This window comes from Flavobacterium sp. RNTU_13 (assembly GCF_046614455.1).
In the GTDB taxonomy this organism is placed as follows: Bacteria; Bacteroidota; Bacteroidia; order Flavobacteriales; family Flavobacteriaceae; genus Flavobacterium.
This window is the reverse complement of sequence record NZ_JBKJHB010000007.1, coordinates 55,944-75,689: the sequence shown is the minus strand read 5'-3', so window position 1 is coordinate 75,689 and position 19,746 is coordinate 55,944. Positions and strand designations below refer to the sequence as shown.

The following is a 19,746-nucleotide window of genomic DNA, read 5'->3' as shown; positions in this document are numbered from 1 at the left end:
TTCAACTGCACAAAAAAATAGGCGCAGGCCACTACACTTACCGGCACTGGGGCACTGGTATACCCGACTCCGAATAAGCGAGCGCCCACGCCATGGCGTGAGCATCTCTACTTAGTCTCGAAGTCTTTAAAAATTACCAGTTTTCAGTGCCGAGACTTAAAGCAAAAACACTTTAAGATTTTTTCGATATGTTCCCACAAAGATAGAAAAGGATTGCATAGAAATACAATCCTTTTTCAGCTGTTTATAATTTGAGCCTGAGTTTCTCCAGCGGCTGTGCCTTGACGAGGTCCGAATTCTTGACTTTTAAAACCTGCGACCTGCCTCCATTTTTCTCGAATGCTTCGATGAGCAGCACCTGTCCCTCCGATAATGTAAACACATCCAAAAGGTAAATATTACGTTCGGTTGCCTGTCCTTCGACGGGGATTACAGGCCTGTAGGTACGTAGCGGCTCCAATATTTTCTCCTGCATCACTGTTCTTTTCGCTACCTTACGGTCGGATATTTTAAACGTAATAAAGTCAACTGCAAAAGGGACAAATGTTTCATTTTCGATTTCTGTATGGAAGTAGTACTTACCATTATGTACATAAATTCCTTTCAGGCGAAACGTAATGCCATAGCTGTCTGACCTGATATTTTTGATGGCTTTTTTATTGTTCTTATACAGCGTTTCCATTAGCAGCCCGGTTAACGAGGCCGGTGTGGTTCCCAAATCTTCGAATTGCACGTCCGCAGCATTATTTCGCCGAACCTGGCGTTCGCCTTTACTCAGGTTGTAGCTCATTTCTGCCGGAGCAATGCTGTAGCATACGTCAAAACCGTAAAAGCTGCCATCCTCCGTAATCACTGAAAAATTGGTTTGGTCTGCAAATCCCTGTACCGATGCTTTTACCCGAACGACATTCTCTGCGTCTGCCGCCTTGTCCGCAATGATGTAATCACTCCCCAAATCCACATAACGGATACCCGACGGAAATATAATATGGGAGGTTTTATCATAGGTTACCTCTATACTGTAGGGCGGAATAGCCCCAAGGGCTAATGCGTCTGCCTGCTTTGCCTGGGCAAATGTTATAAAGGAATTAGTAGCTGCAATTATTACTAATAGGTATTTTATGAACTGTTTCATAATCTTACATTTTAATCTTATTTCTTTTTTGATACCAAATACACCTGATGCCCTGCCTTGAGGGTTACTTTTTGCGCGCGTACCTTTTTTGAAAAGTAACCCGAAACGCCCTGTATCACCCCACGGCTCGCATCCGCTACCAACTGTTGGCCAGCCGATCGGTTGATGGTAAAACTGCTCCCGGCGGTATTTCCCATATTCGCCAGCGTACCGTTCACTGCCGACACTTCGGGAGCGTAAGGGACATTAAGCCCCTGCTGTCCATCCAGGTCGTACACCGTAAGGTTGACCGGTAGTATACTGCCGTTTACCTCTATAGATACGACCTGTAATTGCAGCCTGTTCTGCTGGAATTTAGCCACCGCGCTTAGTATAAATCCACTCGGCAGGGTTGTTTCCCCGATACGGGCATCCTGTACCAGCCGCAATTGCACATTACTATCGGCGGTTATTTTACCGGTTTGGTAGACACAGGCTTTAATACTGTTGGCCACTATTCCGGTCGCTTCATGCGTTGTGGGCGTCTGGAATCCGTTCAATTCAACATTGGCAAGACCCGCCCGTGTTATAGAATCCGGAACCTGCCGCTGCAATTGGGAAACGACCGACTTCCTTCCCGGCTGTACCGCCACAAAGTTTTCATCGTCCTGCTTTTTTGTTGCCAAAGGTGCTTTCTCCTGATCCACTGGCGCAGTCCCACCCGGAAAGTATTTCGCCGCCATCTTAAAGGACTGCTCCATCAGTGCGAGGCGGTCTTCATTATTGCGCTGCTGTGGTGTCTCCTTGGCTTCCAGCTTTTCTTTCAGGGCTTCGTTTTCCTTACGCAGTGCCTCCTGTCCTGCCTGTGGCTGATAGAAGGTATTCAGGGAACGCTGCATGTTACGATAGCTGTTTAGTGCCGGGCTTTCTTTTTGGCTTTCCTGTCTTTCCTCGGATACTTTAGATCCTGTAGTCTTTGTTGTAATGCTATCTCCATCATCGGCGGACTGCCAATAATCCGAAAGGCTCATCATGGCTTCTTTCTTTTGCTGTTCGCGCTGTCGCTGCATTTCCTGCTCATAGGCTTTACCTTTGTCAGTGGGCAGCCCGTCTTCCGAGGCCTGGGGTACGACCTCATTAATACCTATTTTTATTTGGTCCTTCGTGTTACTGCCGGTATCCCTGCCAAAAATAAAGTACAGGCAGGCGGCAAAAATTAACCCCATCACGCCAAATAGTATCGGCTTCTTTAAACGCTCTTTATTAAATTGGGGGTTGTCTGCATTTGCAGGTACGGTACCTTCCGTCACCTGCACGCTCGTTTTCTTCTTATCATTTTCCATGTTGCGCTGCTGTTTTAGGTTCACTATTCATTTTAGGGTCTTGTTGCACTCTAATGGGGTTCTCAATATGCTCTACCTTCAGTACATCAGGCGTACTTCCAAAAGCTACTATTACTTGGATGACCACAATCAGGGTCAATACACAGTAACCACTAAATGCATACAGTACCAGTTTTCGTCGTTGCTTTTCGGAAAGCTGTTTCCATTGGTGTTCCAATGCTGCTTTGTGGGCATTTATACGTTCTACAAGGGTTTGCATACAATCAATATTAACGTTCTACGACCTCAACGTCCTTGTTCTCCAGTACCCGGAATTGCTCAATATTGAACCCTTGGGGATTAACATCCGAACGTACGGAATTGACCAAAAGACAGGATGTTATCAGGCTCCTGCGTGTGACGTTGCTGGCACGGATAATATATTCTCGTGCATACGTGCGTACGCTATAGGGATACTTTTCAAAGTCGCATTGTACGCTGTCCACCTCAACACGCTGCTGTACATTACCGGATATAATACGGTTGTAGTATCCTTTTTCAGAAAGGTCTTTGTAATAGTCAAAGGCACTTTTATCCGCAAGGCTAAAGGCCCGTTTCATATTGTTCTCAATTGCAGCCTTGTCCGGTGCGAGGGTAAAAAAGAGTTCGTGGAAACGCCTTACGTGTTCGCGCGCCTCTACCGGCCGGTTGACCGCGGCATCCTGAGACAAGGCGAGCATTAGCGACTTGCCCTGATCCAATACGTACACCTTCTCGCGTTGTTCCCTGGCAAAACGGTAGGACTCAAAGACGGCGTAGCCGGAAATCCCAAGGCACAATACCGTAAATGCAATGGCATACAACCTGATCTGCCTGAAGCTGTTCTCAATATTCCTTAATGTTTTAAATTCCATAATCAGGATTTTTATAGTTATTGTTTGTGCATCAGCCTGCCACCGATGTTTCCGGTTACCGCACCGGTTCCGGCGCCTAACACGTTTCCTGCTTTCTGTGTGGCCTGGTTCACATTACGGGTATAATTGCCCGCGCCGCCGGCCTGTATGATCCAGCCCGTCACCGTAGGTATCGTAAAATATCCGATGATGCCAATGATCATAAAAATGATGTAGACCGCATTGGAAGTATCGGGGATATACGTTGGGTCGGAAAGCATCTCGATATCACGCTCCAGTATCAATGATTGTATCTTGGCCAGCATCGAACTGAATAAATCAGATACCGGCAACCACAGGTACACGCTGATGTACCGGGTAAACCACTGCGTCAGCGTGGATTGGAATCCATCCCAAACCGATATGGCAAAAGCAATCGGCCCCAATATCGACAGGACAATCAGGAAAAAAGTCCGCAGGGTATCAATGACCAATGCTGCGGCATTGAACAGGATTTCCAAAAGCTCCCTAAAGGCATTCTTTATCTCCTGCTCCAGCTGGTACATGCCGCGTTCCAGGTACATACCCGACATAGTGGCAAGATCCGAGGGCGACCAGCCCAGTTCGTCCAGTTGGCGGTCAAACTCTTCATCCGATACCAGGTAGGCGGTCTCCGGGTTACGCAGCATCGCTTCATGCTCCAACTGGTCTTTTTGTGCCTGCAAGGCATTCAGGTCTAAAACCTGGCCTTCCAGTATGCCGTGGGTTCCCGTGACTATCGGGCTGAGCACGGCGTTTATGGTACCCAATACCATCGTCGGAAAAAACATGATGCAAAGCCCCAGGGCAAAAGGCCTGAGCAGCGGGAACAGGTCAATCGGCTCGGCGCGGCTGAGCGCCCGCCAGACGTTAAGGGCGACATAAAATAATGCCCCAAGCCCGGCAAGCCCCTTGGCCACAGCCGCCATCTCTGCCGAGAGCGGCATCATCTCGTCATATAGCGATCGCAGCACCTCGTGCAGGTTATCAAATTCAATATCAAGCGCGATCATTTACCAGTATTTTTGGTTGACACTGCCGTACAATTCCAAAACACGCTGGGTATCGTTGTGCTTCTTGGCCCTGACGATACTTACCGAAATGTTCTTCTTGGTATAGTAACGCACCAGGTTGGAATAATGCAGCACATCTTTGTAGACACGCTCAATCACGTCCATACGCTCCTTGTCACTGAGCGACATGGAAGTTACACTCACAATCTGGCTCAGGTCATCCAGCAGCCCCGCCGTTTCGTTCAGCAGTTTGCTGTAGCCAAAAGCAATGGCATTGAGTTCTTCCGGTGTGAAATTCGGGTCGTTCATCATCAGGCCGAAACTCGTCACATACATATCGGATATATCGCCTACCAGCAACACGGTCTGTTGTACCCTGCGGGCATCCTGTATCAGGTTGTTGACGGATTTCAGGGCATCATAATATTCCTTTCCCTGGTTGTATACGTCCTTGATCTTGTTAAAGCTGTCCAGCGTATTGGTAGCCGTAGCCGAAGCCTCGGCAATCTGGTTTACCGTATTGATAATTCCCTGCGCCAGGTTGGTAGGGTCACTCACCACCCATTGCGCCCTCACTGGTGCTACAGCCAACAACAGGGCTGCCCACACCGCATACATCATTCTTTTCATCGTTTTGGATTTTATGGTTATTACAGTTGACTTTCACGGCGCTGTGCCGCGATACGCCGAATGGCGAGTTCCACATTGCCGCCCAATGCTTTGGCCAGCTCCATGACTTCCATCTTTTCGCTTTCTTCCGTAGTATAGGCTAAGTATTCCTCAAGGCTTACTTCGGTAGCATACACCGCGGAATGCGTACCACCAAGGCCAATCCAGACTTCCTTATACAGCCGTGATGGGTCGTTGTTCATGTTGATGGAGAGTACCTGCGCTTTTTCCTTATCCGTGAGCCCCAACATAGCCTGGATATCGTCGAACTTGTTCATGTACTTGCGCTGGTCAAGCAGTATCTTGCAATCGGAATTGTTGATGATGCTTTCCTTGACAATGGGCGACTGGATGATGTCGTCCACTTCCTGGGTCACTACAATAGCTTCCCCAAAAAACTTACGTACCGTCTTGAACAGGTACTTGATATACTCGGCCATGCCTTCCTTGGCAATGGCTTTCCAGGCTTCTTCAATCAGTATCAGTTTACGCACGCCTTTGAGCCTGCGCATTTTGTTGATGAACACCTCCATGATGATGATGGTGACAATCGGGAACAGGATTTTATGGTCCTTTATCGCATCGATCTCAAAGACAATAAAGCGTTTGGATAAAAGGTCCAGTTGCTTGTCCGAATTAAGCAAATAGTCATACTCACCGCCCTTATAGTACGGCTCCAGAACGTTCAGGAAATTCGCAAGGTCAAAGTCCTTTTCCCGGACTTTCTTTTGCTCCAGTACCTTTTTATAATCACCCTGAACGTATTCATAAAAGCCATTAAACGATGGGACTACTCCTCCCCTAACCTGTTCAATATAACCGCTTACCGCATTGGACAATGCTACTTCTTCCGCCCGGGTGGGCGGCTCGTCATCACGTTTCCAAAGTGTCAGGATCAGTGTTTTGATACTCTCACGCTTTTCGATGTCATAAATGCCATCATCCGTGTAGAACGGATTGAAAGCAATCGGGTTGTCTTCCGTATAGGTAAAATACACTCCGTCATTTTCTTTGGTCTTGCCGTGGATCAGCTCGCATAAACCCTGGTAGCTGTTACCGGTATCCACCAACAACACATGGGCGCCCTGTTCATAATACTGCCGTACCATGTGGTTCGTAAAGAACGACTTGCCACTGCCCGAAGGCCCCAGTATGAATTTGTTACGGTTGGTAATAACACCTCGTTTCATAGGCAGGTCGGAAATATCCAGGTGGATGGGATTCCCCGTCAGCCGGTCCGCCATCTTCAGCCCGAAGGGCGATGGCGAATCCCTATAGTTTGTTTCCTCACTGAAAAAGCACAATGCCGGTTCAATGAAGGTGTAGAAACTCTCCTCACTCGGGAAATCCCCGGCGTTCCCGGGCATGCCTGCCCAATACAAGGTGGCTACATCCGTGGTGTTGTGCCTGGGCTTGCATTCCATTAGTGCCAAGGCACTCCCCGTATCATTCTTTACCTGCTTCAGCTCCTGCGGATCGTCCGACCATGCGATCACGTTGAAGTGTGCCCTGATGGATGACAGCCCGTACGAGTGGGCTTCGTTCAAATAGCGCTCGATCCATTCCTTGTTGATCTGGTTGCTGCGGCTGTACTTCGCCAGCGAATGCATGTTCCGGGCCGACTTCTCGAACTTTTGCAGGTTAGCCTCGCTGTTGTCCAGGAACAAATACTGGTTGTAGATGTGGTTGCAGGATAGTAGCAACCCAACAGGTGCTGCAAACGACAACCTGCAATCACTGCGGTCGGTCGACAGTTTCTCATATCGCGTATCGGCAGATACCGTACCCGGCAAATCGTCCGTATCGGAGAGCGTGTGCAAACACAACCGCTTGTTTCCGATACGCACCTCTTCACCGCCTAGGGCAATGTCCTGCATGGGCTCTTTACCGCTACGTGACAAAGTAAGATACTGTTCCAGCAGCCCCGGTGCTTCATCGTTTCCGATGATGGCTTCCTCGGTCAGCCGTTCCAGCTGCACCAGGCCGGAATCGTTGACTATACGTTCAAACTGCGCCACGGCTTCCATAAACTGGTGTACGGCTTCCTTGTCCCTGGCTTCCTTGGGTACCAGCCTGCCACGGCAAAGCGACGAAAAGTTGCTTTGCATGCGCATCCGCTCCTTGGTCATTTTGGTTAGGAACAGGTAACAGTAATGGTTCAGGAACGGGCGTTCGTTAAAATGCTGTTTGTACGACCTGCCCAGAAAACTCAGGCCTTCTTCATTCAGCTCGGGGGTGTAGTTTTCCTTGATGTACCAGTCCTGTTTGTGTACGACCGTGTAGTCCGGCAGGGTTTTGACGGCCTTATGCCAGGCGGCATGAATGGCTTCGTACTCGGCCGAGGCTACCGTAAAGAGTTCCGGCAGGTGCACGGCAAAGCAGGCGGTAATGTCCGCATCCTTGCTCAGGATACAGTTTTCTTCGACGGCCAGTAGCGGGAACTTACGTTCCAGTGTGGTGGCTTTGGCTGTACTTCTCATACCGTTTCCTTTTTAGGGTTCGACCGGATGTACCTTCGGATTTGCCTGCGGCACATAATGTATCTCGGGTGGCGTTTTTTCGCCCCCAGCTTCATCAGCCCATGCTCGCCATGCTTTTTGTTCAGCGCGAACGTCTGCCAAATAATAAGCCCCGCGCCACCGCCGCCAATGCCAATACAACCATAAGAGCCTACACCGGCGATATAAAGCACCATCACCACGATCAGTACAGCCAATAGCCCGCCTGCGAAAATGAACAGGTACTGCGCCTTAAGCCCCTTGAACTCCACAGTCCTGCCAATGCCTTTGTTGATGTTATAACTGTTCATAACATGTGGTTTTACAGGAAGAACGATTGCAGGATGGTAGCCGCCACGATTAAAAAGATACACGCGCCAAACCAGCTGGCTGCCGTTTTACTCGTATCCGGGTCACCGCTACTGAACTTGTTATATACCTTTACACCGCCAATCAGCCCGACCACAGCCCCAATGGCATAGATAAGCTGTACCGCCGGTGCGAAATACGATGTGACCATCTGGGTAGCTTCCGTGATACCGGCAGAGCCATCTCCCTGGGCGAATGCCCCCGATACTGCCAGCAGCAACGCTGCCGTGAACAGTAATTTTCTGTGTTGATTCCTCATAACATTTACCGAATTAATGGTTATTAATTGCCTGCTGGGTGCAGGGTTACGGGCAAATGTCGATTTATACTATTCAATTAGGGTGGATCGTCGTTATCACGATCTATTTGGCAGCAATTGGAATAGAAAAATTCAAACTAAAGTCATGGTTAGATAAATTTTCAGCTATTTAGCTTTGAAACTTATACATTTTTAAGGTAGCTTTATTGTGAATTATAAATAGTATTTGAATAATGAATTTTACAATAAAAGATAGCGATGAAAACTTCAATACTTGGATAAGTAGAGATTACATTGATGACAAACTAAAAAAAGAAATGGTGAAAGCTGCTATTCTCTTAATTCCCTTTGAAGAATTGCGCGAAAATACCCCTCCCGTATTTCCCATAGGAACAGAGGGACTTTTAGATTACTTTAAAAAGAATTTGCCTCAAAATATTATAGTTGATATATGTATAGGAAATGATGACTACTTGGAATTCGCATTCTACAACAATTACAAGAGATTGGGAAAGTTTGTAGTTCTAGCAGTTGCAATCCCTGTATTTGTTACCGTACTTTCGTCGTACATTTACGATAATTTCATTAAGGAAGACGAAAGCAAACCCAATATTATTATTACAGATAATTCTACAACTGTTGTCAACAATACAACTGTTGTCAACAACATACCTACACAGTCTAAAAGCTTAAAAACTCCAAGTGAAATTACTCAAAAGAAATTTCTTCAGCCAACGCATATAAAATTTTCTGTGACTGTAGTAGACAGTACTGGAACATCCAAAGAAATAGATTATGAAGGTCCTGCAAGTGATGTTGGAACAGCATTAAATGCATTGAAAGAGTATGAAAAAAAATAGTATTGCCCAACTTTTAATAAATCTTCATGAGAATATCGAACTTGATAAGTTACATGATTATATAGAATTACAAAAGAAAGCAGCCGTCATAGTTAATGATCAAGATACCGCCAAAGAGTGTTGGATTGCGCAGACGATTATTCGCATACACGCTCAACACCGACAGGCATTCAATCTTATTGCACAAAAAGAATATTACAATGCCTGGTGTCAGCTTGAGCGTATTGAAATTGATTTACATAATTTGAAAAGACATTTTAATACTGCGACGAATAACTATCATTTATTTCAAATTGAAAAAATTCTTAGAAATCTGCAAATACTATTTCCTTACAAACTCTTTGGGAGTGTTGAGCTGTTAAAAAAAAAGAAATTATGCAGCGTGTGTAATCAAGAAATATCAATAAGAAAGCCTTGCGGCCATCATGTTGGAGAGATATATAATGGCGAAATGTGTCATAGAATTGTAACTGATGCGGAAGTTCTGGGGATGGCAGTTGTAGAAGATCCTGGTAATAAGTTTTCAGTAATGTTTATAAAAGATCAGAGTACCGGTGAACAAAAGGATCACTACAACTATTATCCGCTTGAATACTTATTTAGTATTATTGAAGACCCTTACACAGATTGGAATCTGGAAGTATCAGAACTTTCCGTGAAAAAAAGTGATTTTTCATGCGGACGTAATGATAAGTGTGAATGTGGATCCGGGATAAAATTCAAGAAGTGCTGCTTAAAAACAGTAGGAAATACTTATCCACATTATGAATTCATTTTTCCTAATAATATTTTTTCAGAATCTATTAGCAATATAAAGCATAAAAAAAACTAGGTCAAACATAATCCCCTATATTAAAACTGCCATCATTATCATTCCGCAGAGAGGAAGAGCCTGAATCCGATTCATAGTCGTCAGCCCGGTCAAGTAGTTTTGCTATCTTTTTCGAGGCATCTCCTACGGCGGTTTCCAGCATATACATGAGTTCGGTCCCGTCAATTTTTGAAGCTACACTTACCGTGCTCTTTTTTTCAGAAGCCTTAAGCGACTTGCGCTGAAGCAACTGCCCCACGGCAGCAAGCTCATCATAGGTAACCCCGGTAGCTAAACCGTCCTCAATACGATGTGCTGTATTTGCTGCATACCCTTTCATTTCCTCTTCTTCATCATCCCAATCGGGTAGGCTTTCGTCATCCGGCTCTTCCTGCGGAATCGCGGGTTTCACTGCCCGCTTATTTTCATTATCAAAAGTAGAAGTTGCGGGTGTGTTATCGCTGTTTTGGGTTGCTGTGGCCTGTATTGGCTCCGCCGGACGTCCACCCAGCTTTGGCCTGCCTACAATATCGGGTACCCTCGGTAAGGGATCGTTCTGCGTTTTGTTCGGTTGATTGCTATTTTTGGCCTTTGTCCGTAAGTAAAGTAAGATGGCTATTACCGCCAGAAGCGAGACTATTATTATCTTTTCCATAACTATAATATTGGTTTATATTTATCATTAAAACTTTGGGTGATCTCGTTACCAAATTCATTGAAATGGTGTTCCAGTAGATTATCCATATACTCATAAATGCTCACCTTGTCCTGACCAATCACCTGAACGATACGCGACAACCTTTCGTGAAATTCAGAGCGTATGTATACGACCTTACCACTGCGGGCACTGCCGCCTTTATTTCTTAAAAACTGCTCTTCATAATTGGAAGTGCCCTTCGTTTTAGCTTTTGGTTTTGATTTTGGCCCCTGTTTCTGTCCGGTATCCGTCGGTTGCTTTGAATCATGGGCAAGCCCTTCCTTCCGCACACCACCAGCCATCATAGAGATCAGGTATCGCTCATCAATTTCAGGGTCTTTGTCTTTGTTATCCTTTTCCATCGTTATCCTCATTTAGTATTTCTAAAAACTCGTTGATAAAACTGTCAAGGTTACAGCCCTGAAGCAGTTTTTCATCTGCTGGCAATAAAGTCGAACGGAAAATACCCCGGCCCTCGGCATCATTTTCTTTTCTGAAGCGTACGCTGGCGGCCACTGAAACATCCATGAGTTTCAGTGTAAGGGTTTGGATAACGGAACTGTAATACGCATAAAGCGGATTGCGTTCGCGTCCGTCTACCTGGTTCCAGAATAAATAAATTTGCCTGATGGCCACTTGTTTTTGTTTCATCAGGACATCCGTGACCAATTGAGTAAAAACCAGGGTACTTTCCATTACCACACGGTCGGCCACAAGGGGTGTAAAAATATAGTCCATGCCTGCCAACGCCTTGATAATACCCGGGGCATTTACGGTACCCGGTAAGTCGAAGAACACAATATCAAGGTCGTGTTGTGTTTCCCTTACCAATCGCTCAGCAGCCTCTAATGCGGTATCCGGCTGTTGTTGTACAACAGCATAGGCTTTTTTGCCCAGCGACTGAAACTGTCGGTGCGCCAGCTTTTTCATCCCATCATTTTCCATGACCATTTTCATATCCCGCTCGCGCATCTGTACCAGGCTGTATTGTGGGTAGTCACAGTCTATTACCGCCACGTTAAAGCCCAACCTGTAATGAAGTACACTTGCAACAAGGCTGGTAAAAGTCGTTTTGCCGACACCTCCCTTTTGGGAAGCAAAAGCAACAAATAGTGTTTTGCTAAATCGTTCCATATTTATATCGGTATATAGTTATTTACATAGTGAGGTACGTAGGTACATATCTATACAGGTACACGGGTATACACATACATAAGTACATGCTCGCATATACATGTGTGTATGCTGGTAACTATATAGATATAGGAATACCTCTATATGTACATCAATACACATGTGTGCATCTACCGGCACAGGTAGCTATGTGTGCAGGTATGTATTTACGTAGATACGTATGTACGTATATACCTCCCGCAGGCACAAAGTAAATCCATCATCATTAGTGGTTTTCATCACAAGGATTGTTTGGCATTTGCTGTCAGGCTTTGGCTCGGCTGCCCATACTGCCTTAGCCAGTTAGGTTGCTTTACTTTGTCAGTACAGGACTGACCTGTGGGGATTCTAAATAAACGGCCGGATGCCGTTTCGTCCTGGCTCACTGCAATCCGCCGGATGAGGCGGATTTTCCTTTCGCAGGAAAGGAGCAAGTTATATTTTGAGGCACCCGAAACCTAATCGGTGCCTCAAAACGACTTGCCCTGGCAGGGGGCTGGAAACACCCTCCAAAGTCGGCTGTTTTTAATTTTAAAATGGATGTATGATGAATGAAAAGGATAACTTAAAGAGAAACAAAGGGGGGCGCAAGCCCAAGCTGAACCCCAGCACACACCGCCATGTGTTTCGCCTGAACGACGAAGAAAATGCTAAACTGCTATCGCTTTTTGAAAGCTCGGGTATGCACAACAAGGCTAAATTTATCGTTTCGCTACTGCTGGAAAGGGAAATTAAAACGGTTAAAATTGACCTGCAGGCGATGGAATACCATACACAACTGACTAAATTTTTCAATCTTTTTCGCTCAATCGGTGTGAATTATAACCAGGTGGTGAAGATATTATACCGGAATTTTTCAGAGAAGAAAGCGGCTGCTTACCTCTACAAATTGGAAAAACAAACCATTGAAATGGCTGCTTTGTGCAAAAATATTATCGAACTGACGCAGGCATTTGAATCAAAATACCTGCTTAATAACTCGGAAAAATGATTGCCAAAATTGGAAAAGGGATGAATATTTTTGGGGCTGTTTCTTACAATCAACTCAAAGTGGATAAGGAAAATGGAAAGGTATTGCTTGCCCATAAAATACCCGATCCCGTTGATGGTAACTTCACCGTGGCGCAAATCTGCCGTGCTTTTGAACCGTACCTGTTAGCCAATAATAAAACCGAGAAACCCGTCCGGCATATATCACTGAACCCAGATCCTTCCGATAAGGTAAGTGACGACCGTTTTATGCAAATGGCGGAGCAGTACATGAAGGAAATGGGCTATACCAACCAACCCTATATCGTGTACAAACATACCGATATAGAACGTACCCACATCCATATCGTAACCACCTGCGTACAACTCGACGGAAGTAAAATTCCCGACAATTACGACCACCACCGATCCATGGCCGCCTGCCGAAACCTGGAAAAAACATTCAATCTTATACCTGCTGATGAAAAAACGCAACGAAATGAAAAACCCATTTTCAAGCCGGTGGAGTATTCAAAAGGTGATGTTAAAAGCCAGATGGCAGCAGTCATACGGTATCTCCCTAAATACTACAGTTTTCCCAATCTGGGCACTTATAATGCGTTGCTATCCCTGTTCAACAGTACTGCCGAACCGATAAGCGGTGAAGCCAATGGGGTTGCCAAAAAGGGGCTGGTGTACTTTGCGCTTGATGCTAAAGGTGAAAAAACAGGTAAGCCTTTTAAATCTTCCTTATTCGGGAAACATGCCGGGCTGGAGTCTCTGGAAATGCACTTTGAAAAGTCAAAAACAATAATGGCTAAACATCCCTCAAAGACCATCCTTAAAAACAGTATTGAAGCAGCCCAGCATATAGCAAATGGTGAAAGCAATTTTAAAAGGCAATTGCTTGAACAGGGTATAAATGTTGTGGTACGCCGCAATAATGAAGGACGGGTATACGGGATTACGTTCATCGACCATGAATCCCGGAGTGTGTGGAATGGTTCACAACTGGGTAAAAACCTTTCTGCTAACGTCTTTAACGACTGGTGGAATAACGGTATTAAAATCGATTCGGATACCGTACAGTCCAATAAAGTATCTCCTTCACCGGTCAATACTGATGGAAAAGACCCTTTTGGGTTTTTGACTCCCACCAAGAATGACGGTACACTTGAGGCTTTGGGAAGTTTATTACCCAATCGTCAGGGTGAGGATTATGAAGAACGCGATTTTGAAAACCGGATGAAAAAAAAGAGAAAATACCGCCGGGGACAGTCTTAATTATGCTGAAATGCAAAGCGAATACTATTGCATGCTCAATTAAAAGATTGCCTAAACTCCAGCGGGGAAAGCTTTGTTTTTGTCTTAAACAGTTTGCTGAATGACTGCGAATGTTCAAATCCTAATTCGTAAGCAATTTCACTAACCGATAAATTGGTGGCGGATAGTTTCTCTTTGGCTTTTTCAATGATTGCATTCTGAATATACTGTTGAGTATTCAGTCCAGTTAGCGAACGTAACATATCACTCAAATAACGTTGAGATATTTTTAATTCTGTACAAATATACTTGACAGACGGTAAGCCGTCTTTTAAACTATTTTCTCTTTCAAAGTGTCTATTCAATATTTTATCCAGTGAAGTTATAATATCGTGATTGATTGCCGTTCTTGTAATAAACTGCCGATTATAGAAACGATTACTGTAATTCAAGAGTAACTCTATTTGAGAAACCAAAACATCCTGGCTGAATTTATCAATATTATTTTTCAATTCCTGTGAAATTGCCATAAACAAATTGTTGATTACTTCTTTTTCTTTTGCAGATAGGCAAAGGGCTTCTGAAACATCATAAGAAAAAAAACCGTAATGAATTATTGAAACCCCTAATGGATAAGCCCTAATAAAATCCGGGTGAAAATACAGTACCAACCCTTCGTAATTTCCAGCGTCTTCCGGCGAAAAAACAATTTGTTTAGGTTTCAGAAATGCTAATCCTCCTTCTTCAAAATCGTAATATCCTTGCCCATATTTTGTTCTTCCACTGAAGGTAGGTTTAAATGAAATCTTGTAAAAATCAATACTAACTTTCTTTCCTTTAGGAAACATTGCGGTTGAAACGTCATTGTAATCAACTATCGTAATTAAAGGATGCATTGGAGCAGGAAGCCCTAATTCCCGCACCAATTGTGATATGCTGTTAATATGATATATATTAGATTTTCGTTGCATTTTTTGTTCACTAATTTAATCAATTTTGTTTACTGGGACGGATAACAATATCGCCAATCTCAACGTCGCTTGGCTGACTTATTGCATAAATTACTGAATCAGCGATGGCTATTGGATCAATCGCCAATACTTCAACGGCCTTGGCAGCAGCATCTTTCATGTCCTCTGTTTTTACACTTTTAACCGCGAAATCTGTTTTGATGTACCCCGGTGAAATGCCTGTTATACGTGTGCTTCCATCCGATTCTTGCCGAAAGGCTTCCGAAATGGTACGCACAGCATTTTTAGTTCCTGCATAAACCCCTTGAGTTGGTACCGTTTTTATTCCAGCAGTTGAGATGATATTTATGATATGCCCTGATTGTTGTTCTTTAAAAATGGGAATTGCAGCTGCCATACCATATAAGGTTCCTTTGATGTTAACGTCTATCATCTTATCCCAACTGTCAATATCTAAATCGTCAATTCGGCTGATACCGGCAACACCTGCATTATTTACTATAACATCCAACTTACCAAATTGGGAAACAGCTAAATTTACCAAGTTAATCAAATCTCCTTTATCGCTGACATCCGTTTTCACAAACACGGCTTTACCTCCGTTATTCTTAATTTCAGCAACAATACACTCTAATTTCTCGATATTTCTTGCACCTAAAACTACGCTCACCCCATGTTCAGCCAGCTTTATAGCAACAGCTTTTCCAATTCCTGAGCTTGCTCCTGTAATAGCAACAACTTTGTCTTTTATGTTTTGCATTTTCCTGAATTAATTATTTATGCAAAATTCCTGATTGCTACCCGGTAAAAAGTAGTCAAATTGGTATTTGATGAAGTTGAAAAAACAAAAAGCCAAACAAGGCTACTAACTGCCATATAAACTCATCTCTCACTTATCATACCCTCACAGCCTTAAATTCATAAATTATATAACGATAGATATGCAAGGAGAAGACGACATCAGAGGGCTTGCCAAAATAATGGCTTTTATGCGCGCGGTCAGCATTCTTATTTTGCTGATGCACTTTTACTGGTTTTGCTATGGCTGGTTTTTGGATAAGGGCTGGACACTAAACCTGGTTAATAAGATACTGTCCAATTTCCAGCGTACAGCGGGACTATTCTCCTATGGGCTGTATACCAAGGTTTTTACGGTACTACTTTTAGCGTTAAGCTGCCTTGGTACCAAAGGGGTCAAAAATAAAAAGGTAACCTGGACCAAAATCAATGGGATATTGCTCACAGGCTTCCTGCTTTTCTTCTGTAGCGGGTGGATGCTTTCTTTGAGTAGCGAGTGGACTGTAACGGCATACATGGCAATTGTCGCAACCGGTTACATCTGCCTGATGGTTGGAGGTGTCTGGTTGTCAAGGTTATTACGGACTAACCTGATGGACGATGTGTTCAATACGGAAAATGAAAGTTTCCAGCAAGAAACCCAGCTCATGGAAAACGAGTATTCGGTGAACCTGCCGACCAAATTCTACTACAACAAAAAGTGGCACAACGGCTGGATCAATATCGTCAACCCCTTCAGGGCAACTATAGTATTGGGTACACCCGGCTCGGGTAAGTCCTTTGCAGTAGTAAACAATTACATCCGCCAGCATATCGAAAAAGGGTTTTCCATGTATATCTACGACTTTAAGTTTGATGACCTTTCAACCATAGCCTATAACCACTTATTAAAATATGCGGATAATTATAAGGTCAAACCCAAATTCTATGTCATCAACTTTGACGACCCGCGCCGCAGCCACCGCTGCAACCCCATCAATCCGGATTTTATGACCGATATCTCTGATGCCTACGAGTCGGCCTATACCATTATGCTCAACCTGAACCGCAGCTGGATACAAAAACAGGGCGACTTCTTTGTGGAATCGCCAATTATACTGCTTGCTGCCATCATTTGGTTCCTAAAAATCTACGACAACGGACGCTACTGCACTTTCCCGCACGCCATAGAGCTGCTGAATAAGAAGTATGCCGATGTGTTTACGATATTGACATCTTATCAGGAGCTGGAAAATTACCTGTCGCCTTTTATGGATGCCTGGCAGGGCGGGGCGCAGGATCAGCTTCAGGGACAGATTGCCTCTGCGAAAATCCCATTATCACGTATGATTTCACCACAGCTGTATTGGGTAATGACGGGAGATGATTTTTCGCTGGATATCAACAACCCTAAGGAGCCTAAGATTCTTTGCGTGGGCAACAACCCCGACCGCCAGAATATTTATTCTGCTGCCTTGGGGCTATATAATTCCCGCATCGTGAAGCTAATCAACAAGAAAGGGCAATTAAAAAGTTCCGTCATCATCGACGAGCTGCCCACCATCTACTTTCGTGGGCTGGACAATCTTATTGCGACTGCGCGTAGTAACAAAGTCGCGGTCTGCCTCGGTTTTCAGGATTACTCACAGCTTACCCGTGACTATGGCGACAAGGAAAGTAAAGTGATCCAGAATACGGTGGGTAATATCTTTAGCGGTCAGGTCGTCGGGGAAACCGCTAAAAGCCTCTCAGAACGTTTCGGAAAAGTGCTGCAAAAACGCCAGAGCATGACCATCAACCGTAACGATAAATCAACCTCCATTTCCACCCAGCTCGACAGCCTTATACCGGCAAGTAAAATAGCGACGCTCACACAGGGAATGTTTGTAGGGGCTGTATCGGACAATTTTGATGAGCGTATAGAACAGAAGATATTCCATGCTGAAATTGTCGTAGACGCCTCGAAAATAGCAGATGAGGAAAAAAGCTATCAGAAGATACCCAACATACGTTCCTTTGTAGATAAGCAAGGGCGAGACCGTATGGGCCGGGATATCGATGATAACTACCGTCAGATCAAACTGGATATTGTAAATATCATAGATTTAGAATTAAACAGAATCAAGAATGACCCGGATTTACAGCATTTGACGCCAAGTAAGAAAACATAATTTGATAAATATTGAGTAGATAATCGGAAATATTCCGATTATCTACTCAATATGGGACATAAATAAATGTTTAAAAATTTGCGCTAAATCGGAATTTTTCCGATTTTAGCAGTAAAATTAGACATTATGGATTTTTCTAAAAAAGCCAAAGGCTATCTTAATGCACCGCTAAACAGGCAACTTATGCTGGAAATGCTTAAAGATTATAAACGTCCTAATGACAAAATAAGTGAACTCCTTCAGGATGGTCAACTAACCGCCTTAAAAAAAGGGCTTTACATTCCGGGAAAAGTGACAGAACTCCCCACACCGGAACCTTTTCTCATTGCCAACCATCTCTGGGGTCCAAGCTATATCTCCCTGGAATCGGCATTGTCTTACTGGGGGATGATCCCGGAACGGGTATTTGAAACAGCTTCAGTGACCATCAAAACCACCAAAACATATAAAACACCGGTAGGACGTTTTACCTACCGGCATATCCCATCACCATATTATGCGTTCGGGATAGAAAGTATAGCGCTTTCCAAAAATCAGGTGGCAATGGTGGCGAGCCCTGAAAAAGCGATCTGCGATAAAATTGTTACCACATCGGGCATTGTATTACGCAGCCCGGGACAGGTAAGGGATTTCCTGACAGAAGACCTTAGGATCGATCAGGAAAGGCTCGCTACATTAAACTGGAAAACAATTCTGTCATGGGCAGAAGATGCCCCCAAAAAAAACAGCCTGCTTATGCTGGCTAAAACACTACAATCACTATGATTAAAGAATGGCTCGCGGAATATCAACCGCAAAATACCGAAGATACACTGGCCGCACTGCGTGAGATCATGCAGGAAATAACCCTTGCGGCACTCTCAAGGACAGACTTTTTTGAGAAAGCTGCCTTTTACGGGGGGACGGCACTACGGATTTTCTACGGACTTGACCGTTTTTCAGAAGACCTTGATTTTTCACTCCTGGAAGCCAATCCCAATTTCTCACTGGAACCTTATTTTGAGGGGATCGTAAAAGAATTTGAGGGGTTGGGTATGAAGGTAAGCATCCGTGAAAAAGAAAAGAAACAGCAGACCAATGTGGAATCGGCTTTCCTGAAATCCGAAACACTCTGGAAAGAGCTTATTTTGGAAGACATCGTAAAACAGGCCGGTATTACTCCGACAAACCAAAACGTAAAAATAAAGATTGAAGTGGACCGTATACCGCCATTGGGTTTCACCACAGAGGAAAAACTGTTGATCCGCCCGTTCTCGTTCTATGTAAAATGCTTTAACCTTCCCAACCTTTTTGCAGGGAAAATGCACGCGCTATTATTCCGTAAATGGCAAAACCGCGTCAAAGGGCGTGATTGGTATGACCTGGAGTGGTACATTAAAAAAGGGGTTCCACTGGATCTGCATCACTTTGCCCTGAGGGCAAAAGATACCGGTGATTGGCCAGAAGAAAACATTACCCGCGAACAGGTTTTACAATTATTAGAGGATAAAATAAAGCAGGTATCCATAGATAATGTTAAAGATGACATTGTACGATTTATCAAAGACGACAGTGTCTTAAACATCTGGAGCGAACAATATTTTACAGATATCATTCAGAAATTAAAATTCCAGTAAAACAGGCGTCATAAAAATAGTATTTTTGCCCCTCATTAAAAATCCTAACATGAAAGAACTAATCGAAAAGATCGGTGCAGAGTTTGAAGCTTTCAAAGCTGATGCTGAACTACAACTGGAGAAAAATAATAAAGCAGCCGGTACAAGGGCGCGTAAGTCATCCCTTGACCTTGAAAAACTGCTAAAAGAATTCCGTAAGATTTCCTTAGAGGAATCTAAGAAATAAAAAAATGCTTGCCGGGTATGGCAAGCATTTTTTCTA

General features: G+C 44.2%; 22 protein-coding genes. 8 read left to right on the top strand and 14 right to left on the bottom strand.

Features of this window, described 5'->3' with window-relative positions:
* Positions 1-244 precede the first annotated feature (244 nt).
* The 9 genes from traN to ACLI08_RS14685 are packed head-to-tail and all read right to left on the bottom strand — an operon-like array spanning position 245 to position 8,176.
* Positions 245-1,135, bottom strand: a complete 891-nt coding sequence (gene traN / locus ACLI08_RS14725) for a conjugative transposon protein TraN (protein ID WP_411429271.1) — start codon at positions 1,133-1,135, stop codon at positions 245-247.
* A gap of 17 nt (positions 1,136-1,152) precedes the next feature.
* Entirely contained in the window at positions 1,153-2,424 is a 1,272-nt protein-coding gene (gene traM / locus ACLI08_RS14720) for a conjugative transposon protein TraM (protein WP_411429270.1), read from the bottom strand.
* Positions 2,425-2,446: 22 nt separating this feature from the next.
* Positions 2,447-2,716, bottom strand: a complete 270-nt coding sequence (locus tag ACLI08_RS14715; protein ID WP_411429269.1) for a hypothetical protein — start codon at positions 2,714-2,716, stop codon at positions 2,447-2,449.
* A gap of 10 nt (positions 2,717-2,726) precedes the next feature.
* Positions 2,727-3,350 carry a conjugative transposon protein TraK gene (traK, locus tag ACLI08_RS14710; RefSeq protein ID WP_411429268.1) on the bottom strand — a complete coding sequence of 208 codons (624 nt, stop codon included), beginning with the start codon at positions 3,348-3,350 and terminating at the stop codon, positions 2,727-2,729.
* A 17-nt stretch (positions 3,351-3,367) separates the two neighbouring features.
* Entirely contained in the window at positions 3,368-4,366 is a 999-nt protein-coding gene (gene traJ / locus ACLI08_RS14705) for a conjugative transposon protein TraJ (RefSeq protein WP_411429406.1), read from the bottom strand.
* Between the two features lie 15 nt (positions 4,367-4,381).
* A complete protein-coding gene (locus ACLI08_RS14700; protein ID WP_411429267.1) occupies positions 4,382-5,011 on the bottom strand; it encodes a DUF4141 domain-containing protein in 630 nt (209 codons plus the stop codon).
* Between the two features lie 20 nt (positions 5,012-5,031).
* Positions 5,032-7,530 carry a TraG family conjugative transposon ATPase gene (locus ACLI08_RS14695; RefSeq protein WP_411429266.1) on the bottom strand — a complete coding sequence of 833 codons (2,499 nt, stop codon included), beginning with the start codon at positions 7,528-7,530 and terminating at the stop codon, positions 5,032-5,034.
* The gene (locus ACLI08_RS14690) at positions 7,527-7,859 is read right to left on the bottom strand and encodes a DUF4133 domain-containing protein (protein ID WP_411429265.1); all 333 of its coding nucleotides are present in this window, start codon (positions 7,857-7,859) and stop codon (positions 7,527-7,529) included. Before ACLI08_RS14690 ends, ACLI08_RS14695 begins: the two co-directional genes overlap by 4 nt.
* A gap of 11 nt (positions 7,860-7,870) precedes the next feature.
* Entirely contained in the window at positions 7,871-8,176 is a 306-nt protein-coding gene (locus tag ACLI08_RS14685) for a DUF4134 domain-containing protein (RefSeq protein ID WP_411429264.1), read from the bottom strand.
* 233 nt (positions 8,177-8,409) lie between these two features.
* Here ACLI08_RS14685 and ACLI08_RS14680 point away from each other — a divergent pair, with 233 nt between their 5' ends.
* Together ACLI08_RS14680 and ACLI08_RS14675 are read left to right on the top strand one after the other, a co-directional pair.
* Positions 8,410-9,036: a hypothetical protein gene (locus ACLI08_RS14680; protein ID WP_411429263.1), complete on the top strand. Its 627-nt coding sequence runs from the start codon at positions 8,410-8,412 to the stop codon at positions 9,034-9,036.
* A complete protein-coding gene (locus tag ACLI08_RS14675; protein ID WP_411429262.1) occupies positions 9,023-9,868 on the top strand; it encodes a YecA family protein in 846 nt (281 codons plus the stop codon). Before ACLI08_RS14680 ends, ACLI08_RS14675 begins: the two co-directional genes overlap by 14 nt.
* 1 nt (position 9,869) lies before the next feature.
* Here ACLI08_RS14675 and ACLI08_RS14670 read toward each other — a convergent pair whose 3' ends face one another.
* The 3 genes from ACLI08_RS14670 to ACLI08_RS14660 form a co-directional block, all read right to left on the bottom strand.
* On the bottom strand, positions 9,870-10,259 hold the full coding sequence (locus ACLI08_RS14670) for a hypothetical protein (protein ID WP_411429261.1): 390 nt from the start codon (positions 10,257-10,259) through the stop codon (positions 9,870-9,872).
* Positions 10,260-10,504: 245 nt separating this feature from the next.
* Positions 10,505-10,906: a DUF3408 domain-containing protein gene (locus ACLI08_RS14665; RefSeq protein WP_411429260.1), complete on the bottom strand. Its 402-nt coding sequence runs from the start codon at positions 10,904-10,906 to the stop codon at positions 10,505-10,507.
* On the bottom strand, positions 10,893-11,678 hold the full coding sequence (locus ACLI08_RS14660) for a ParA family protein (RefSeq protein ID WP_411429259.1): 786 nt from the start codon (positions 11,676-11,678) through the stop codon (positions 10,893-10,895). The genes ACLI08_RS14665 and ACLI08_RS14660 overlap by 14 nt, the downstream gene beginning before the upstream one ends.
* 586 nt (positions 11,679-12,264) lie before the next feature.
* Between ACLI08_RS14660 and mobA the strand changes: the two genes are divergently transcribed.
* Positions 12,265-12,708, top strand: coding sequence for a conjugal transfer protein MobA (mobA, locus tag ACLI08_RS14655; protein WP_411429405.1), 444 nt, complete (start codon positions 12,265-12,267; stop codon positions 12,706-12,708).
* Positions 12,705-13,970, top strand: a complete 1,266-nt coding sequence (gene mobB / locus ACLI08_RS14650; protein ID WP_411429258.1) for a conjugal transfer protein MobB — start codon at positions 12,705-12,707, stop codon at positions 13,968-13,970. The genes mobA and mobB overlap by 4 nt, the downstream gene beginning before the upstream one ends.
* A gap of 35 nt (positions 13,971-14,005) precedes the next feature.
* Here the strand turns inward: mobB and ACLI08_RS14645 are convergent, their stop codons facing one another.
* The gene (locus tag ACLI08_RS14645) at positions 14,006-14,920 is read right to left on the bottom strand and encodes a helix-turn-helix domain-containing protein (protein WP_411429257.1); all 915 of its coding nucleotides are present in this window, start codon (positions 14,918-14,920) and stop codon (positions 14,006-14,008) included.
* Positions 14,921-14,939: 19 nt separating this feature from the next.
* On the bottom strand, positions 14,940-15,680 hold the full coding sequence (locus ACLI08_RS14640) for an SDR family oxidoreductase (RefSeq protein WP_411429256.1): 741 nt from the start codon (positions 15,678-15,680) through the stop codon (positions 14,940-14,942).
* Between the two features lie 181 nt (positions 15,681-15,861).
* Here ACLI08_RS14640 and mobC point away from each other — a divergent pair, with 181 nt between their 5' ends.
* The 4 genes from mobC (at position 15,862) to ACLI08_RS14620 (ending at position 19,710) form a co-directional block, all read left to right on the top strand.
* Complete coding sequence (gene mobC / locus ACLI08_RS14635; RefSeq protein WP_411429255.1) at positions 15,862-17,868, top strand: conjugal transfer protein MobC; 2,007 nt, start codon at positions 15,862-15,864, stop codon at positions 17,866-17,868.
* A 126-nt stretch (positions 17,869-17,994) separates the two neighbouring features.
* Positions 17,995-18,633: a type IV toxin-antitoxin system AbiEi family antitoxin domain-containing protein gene (locus ACLI08_RS14630; protein ID WP_411429254.1), complete on the top strand. Its 639-nt coding sequence runs from the start codon at positions 17,995-17,997 to the stop codon at positions 18,631-18,633.
* Positions 18,630-19,484, top strand: coding sequence for a nucleotidyl transferase AbiEii/AbiGii toxin family protein (locus ACLI08_RS14625; protein ID WP_411429253.1), 855 nt, complete (start codon positions 18,630-18,632; stop codon positions 19,482-19,484). Before ACLI08_RS14630 ends, ACLI08_RS14625 begins: the two co-directional genes overlap by 4 nt.
* Before the next feature lie 49 nt (positions 19,485-19,533).
* Complete coding sequence (locus ACLI08_RS14620; protein ID WP_411429252.1) at positions 19,534-19,710, top strand: histone H1; 177 nt, start codon at positions 19,534-19,536, stop codon at positions 19,708-19,710.
* Positions 19,711-19,746: the final 36 nt, after the last annotated feature.

Coding starts and splice junctions, on each gene's coding strand:
- ACLI08_RS14690 (WP_411429265.1), bottom strand. CDS start 7,859: ATGAACAGTTATAACATCAACAAAGGCATTGGCAGGACTGTGGAGTTC.
- ACLI08_RS14630 (WP_411429254.1), top strand. CDS start 17,995: ATGGATTTTTCTAAAAAAGCCAAAGGCTATCTTAATGCACCGCTAAAC.
- ACLI08_RS14685 (WP_411429264.1), bottom strand. CDS start 8,176: ATGAGGAATCAACACAGAAAATTACTGTTCACGGCAGCGTTGCTGCTG.
- ACLI08_RS14620 (WP_411429252.1), top strand. CDS start 19,534: ATGAAAGAACTAATCGAAAAGATCGGTGCAGAGTTTGAAGCTTTCAAA.
- ACLI08_RS14640 (WP_411429256.1), bottom strand. CDS start 15,680: ATGCAAAACATAAAAGACAAAGTTGTTGCTATTACAGGAGCAAGCTCA.
- ACLI08_RS14695 (WP_411429266.1), bottom strand. CDS start 7,530: ATGAGAAGTACAGCCAAAGCCACCACACTGGAACGTAAGTTCCCGCTA.
- traN (WP_411429271.1), bottom strand. CDS start 1,135: ATGAAACAGTTCATAAAATACCTATTAGTAATAATTGCAGCTACTAAT.
- ACLI08_RS14715 (WP_411429269.1), bottom strand. CDS start 2,716: ATGCAAACCCTTGTAGAACGTATAAATGCCCACAAAGCAGCATTGGAA.
- ACLI08_RS14680 (WP_411429263.1), top strand. CDS start 8,410: ATGAATTTTACAATAAAAGATAGCGATGAAAACTTCAATACTTGGATA.
- ACLI08_RS14700 (WP_411429267.1), bottom strand. CDS start 5,011: ATGAAAAGAATGATGTATGCGGTGTGGGCAGCCCTGTTGTTGGCTGTA.
- ACLI08_RS14665 (WP_411429260.1), bottom strand. CDS start 10,906: ATGGAAAAGGATAACAAAGACAAAGACCCTGAAATTGATGAGCGATAC.
- mobC (WP_411429255.1), top strand. CDS start 15,862: ATGCAAGGAGAAGACGACATCAGAGGGCTTGCCAAAATAATGGCTTTT.
- ACLI08_RS14660 (WP_411429259.1), bottom strand. CDS start 11,678: ATGGAACGATTTAGCAAAACACTATTTGTTGCTTTTGCTTCCCAAAAG.
- ACLI08_RS14645 (WP_411429257.1), bottom strand. CDS start 14,920: ATGCAACGAAAATCTAATATATATCATATTAACAGCATATCACAATTG.
- mobA (WP_411429405.1), top strand. CDS start 12,265: ATGAATGAAAAGGATAACTTAAAGAGAAACAAAGGGGGGCGCAAGCCC.
- ACLI08_RS14675 (WP_411429262.1), top strand. CDS start 9,023: ATGAAAAAAAATAGTATTGCCCAACTTTTAATAAATCTTCATGAGAAT.
- traK (WP_411429268.1), bottom strand. CDS start 3,350: ATGGAATTTAAAACATTAAGGAATATTGAGAACAGCTTCAGGCAGATC.
- mobB (WP_411429258.1), top strand. CDS start 12,705: ATGATTGCCAAAATTGGAAAAGGGATGAATATTTTTGGGGCTGTTTCT.
- ACLI08_RS14625 (WP_411429253.1), top strand. CDS start 18,630: ATGATTAAAGAATGGCTCGCGGAATATCAACCGCAAAATACCGAAGAT.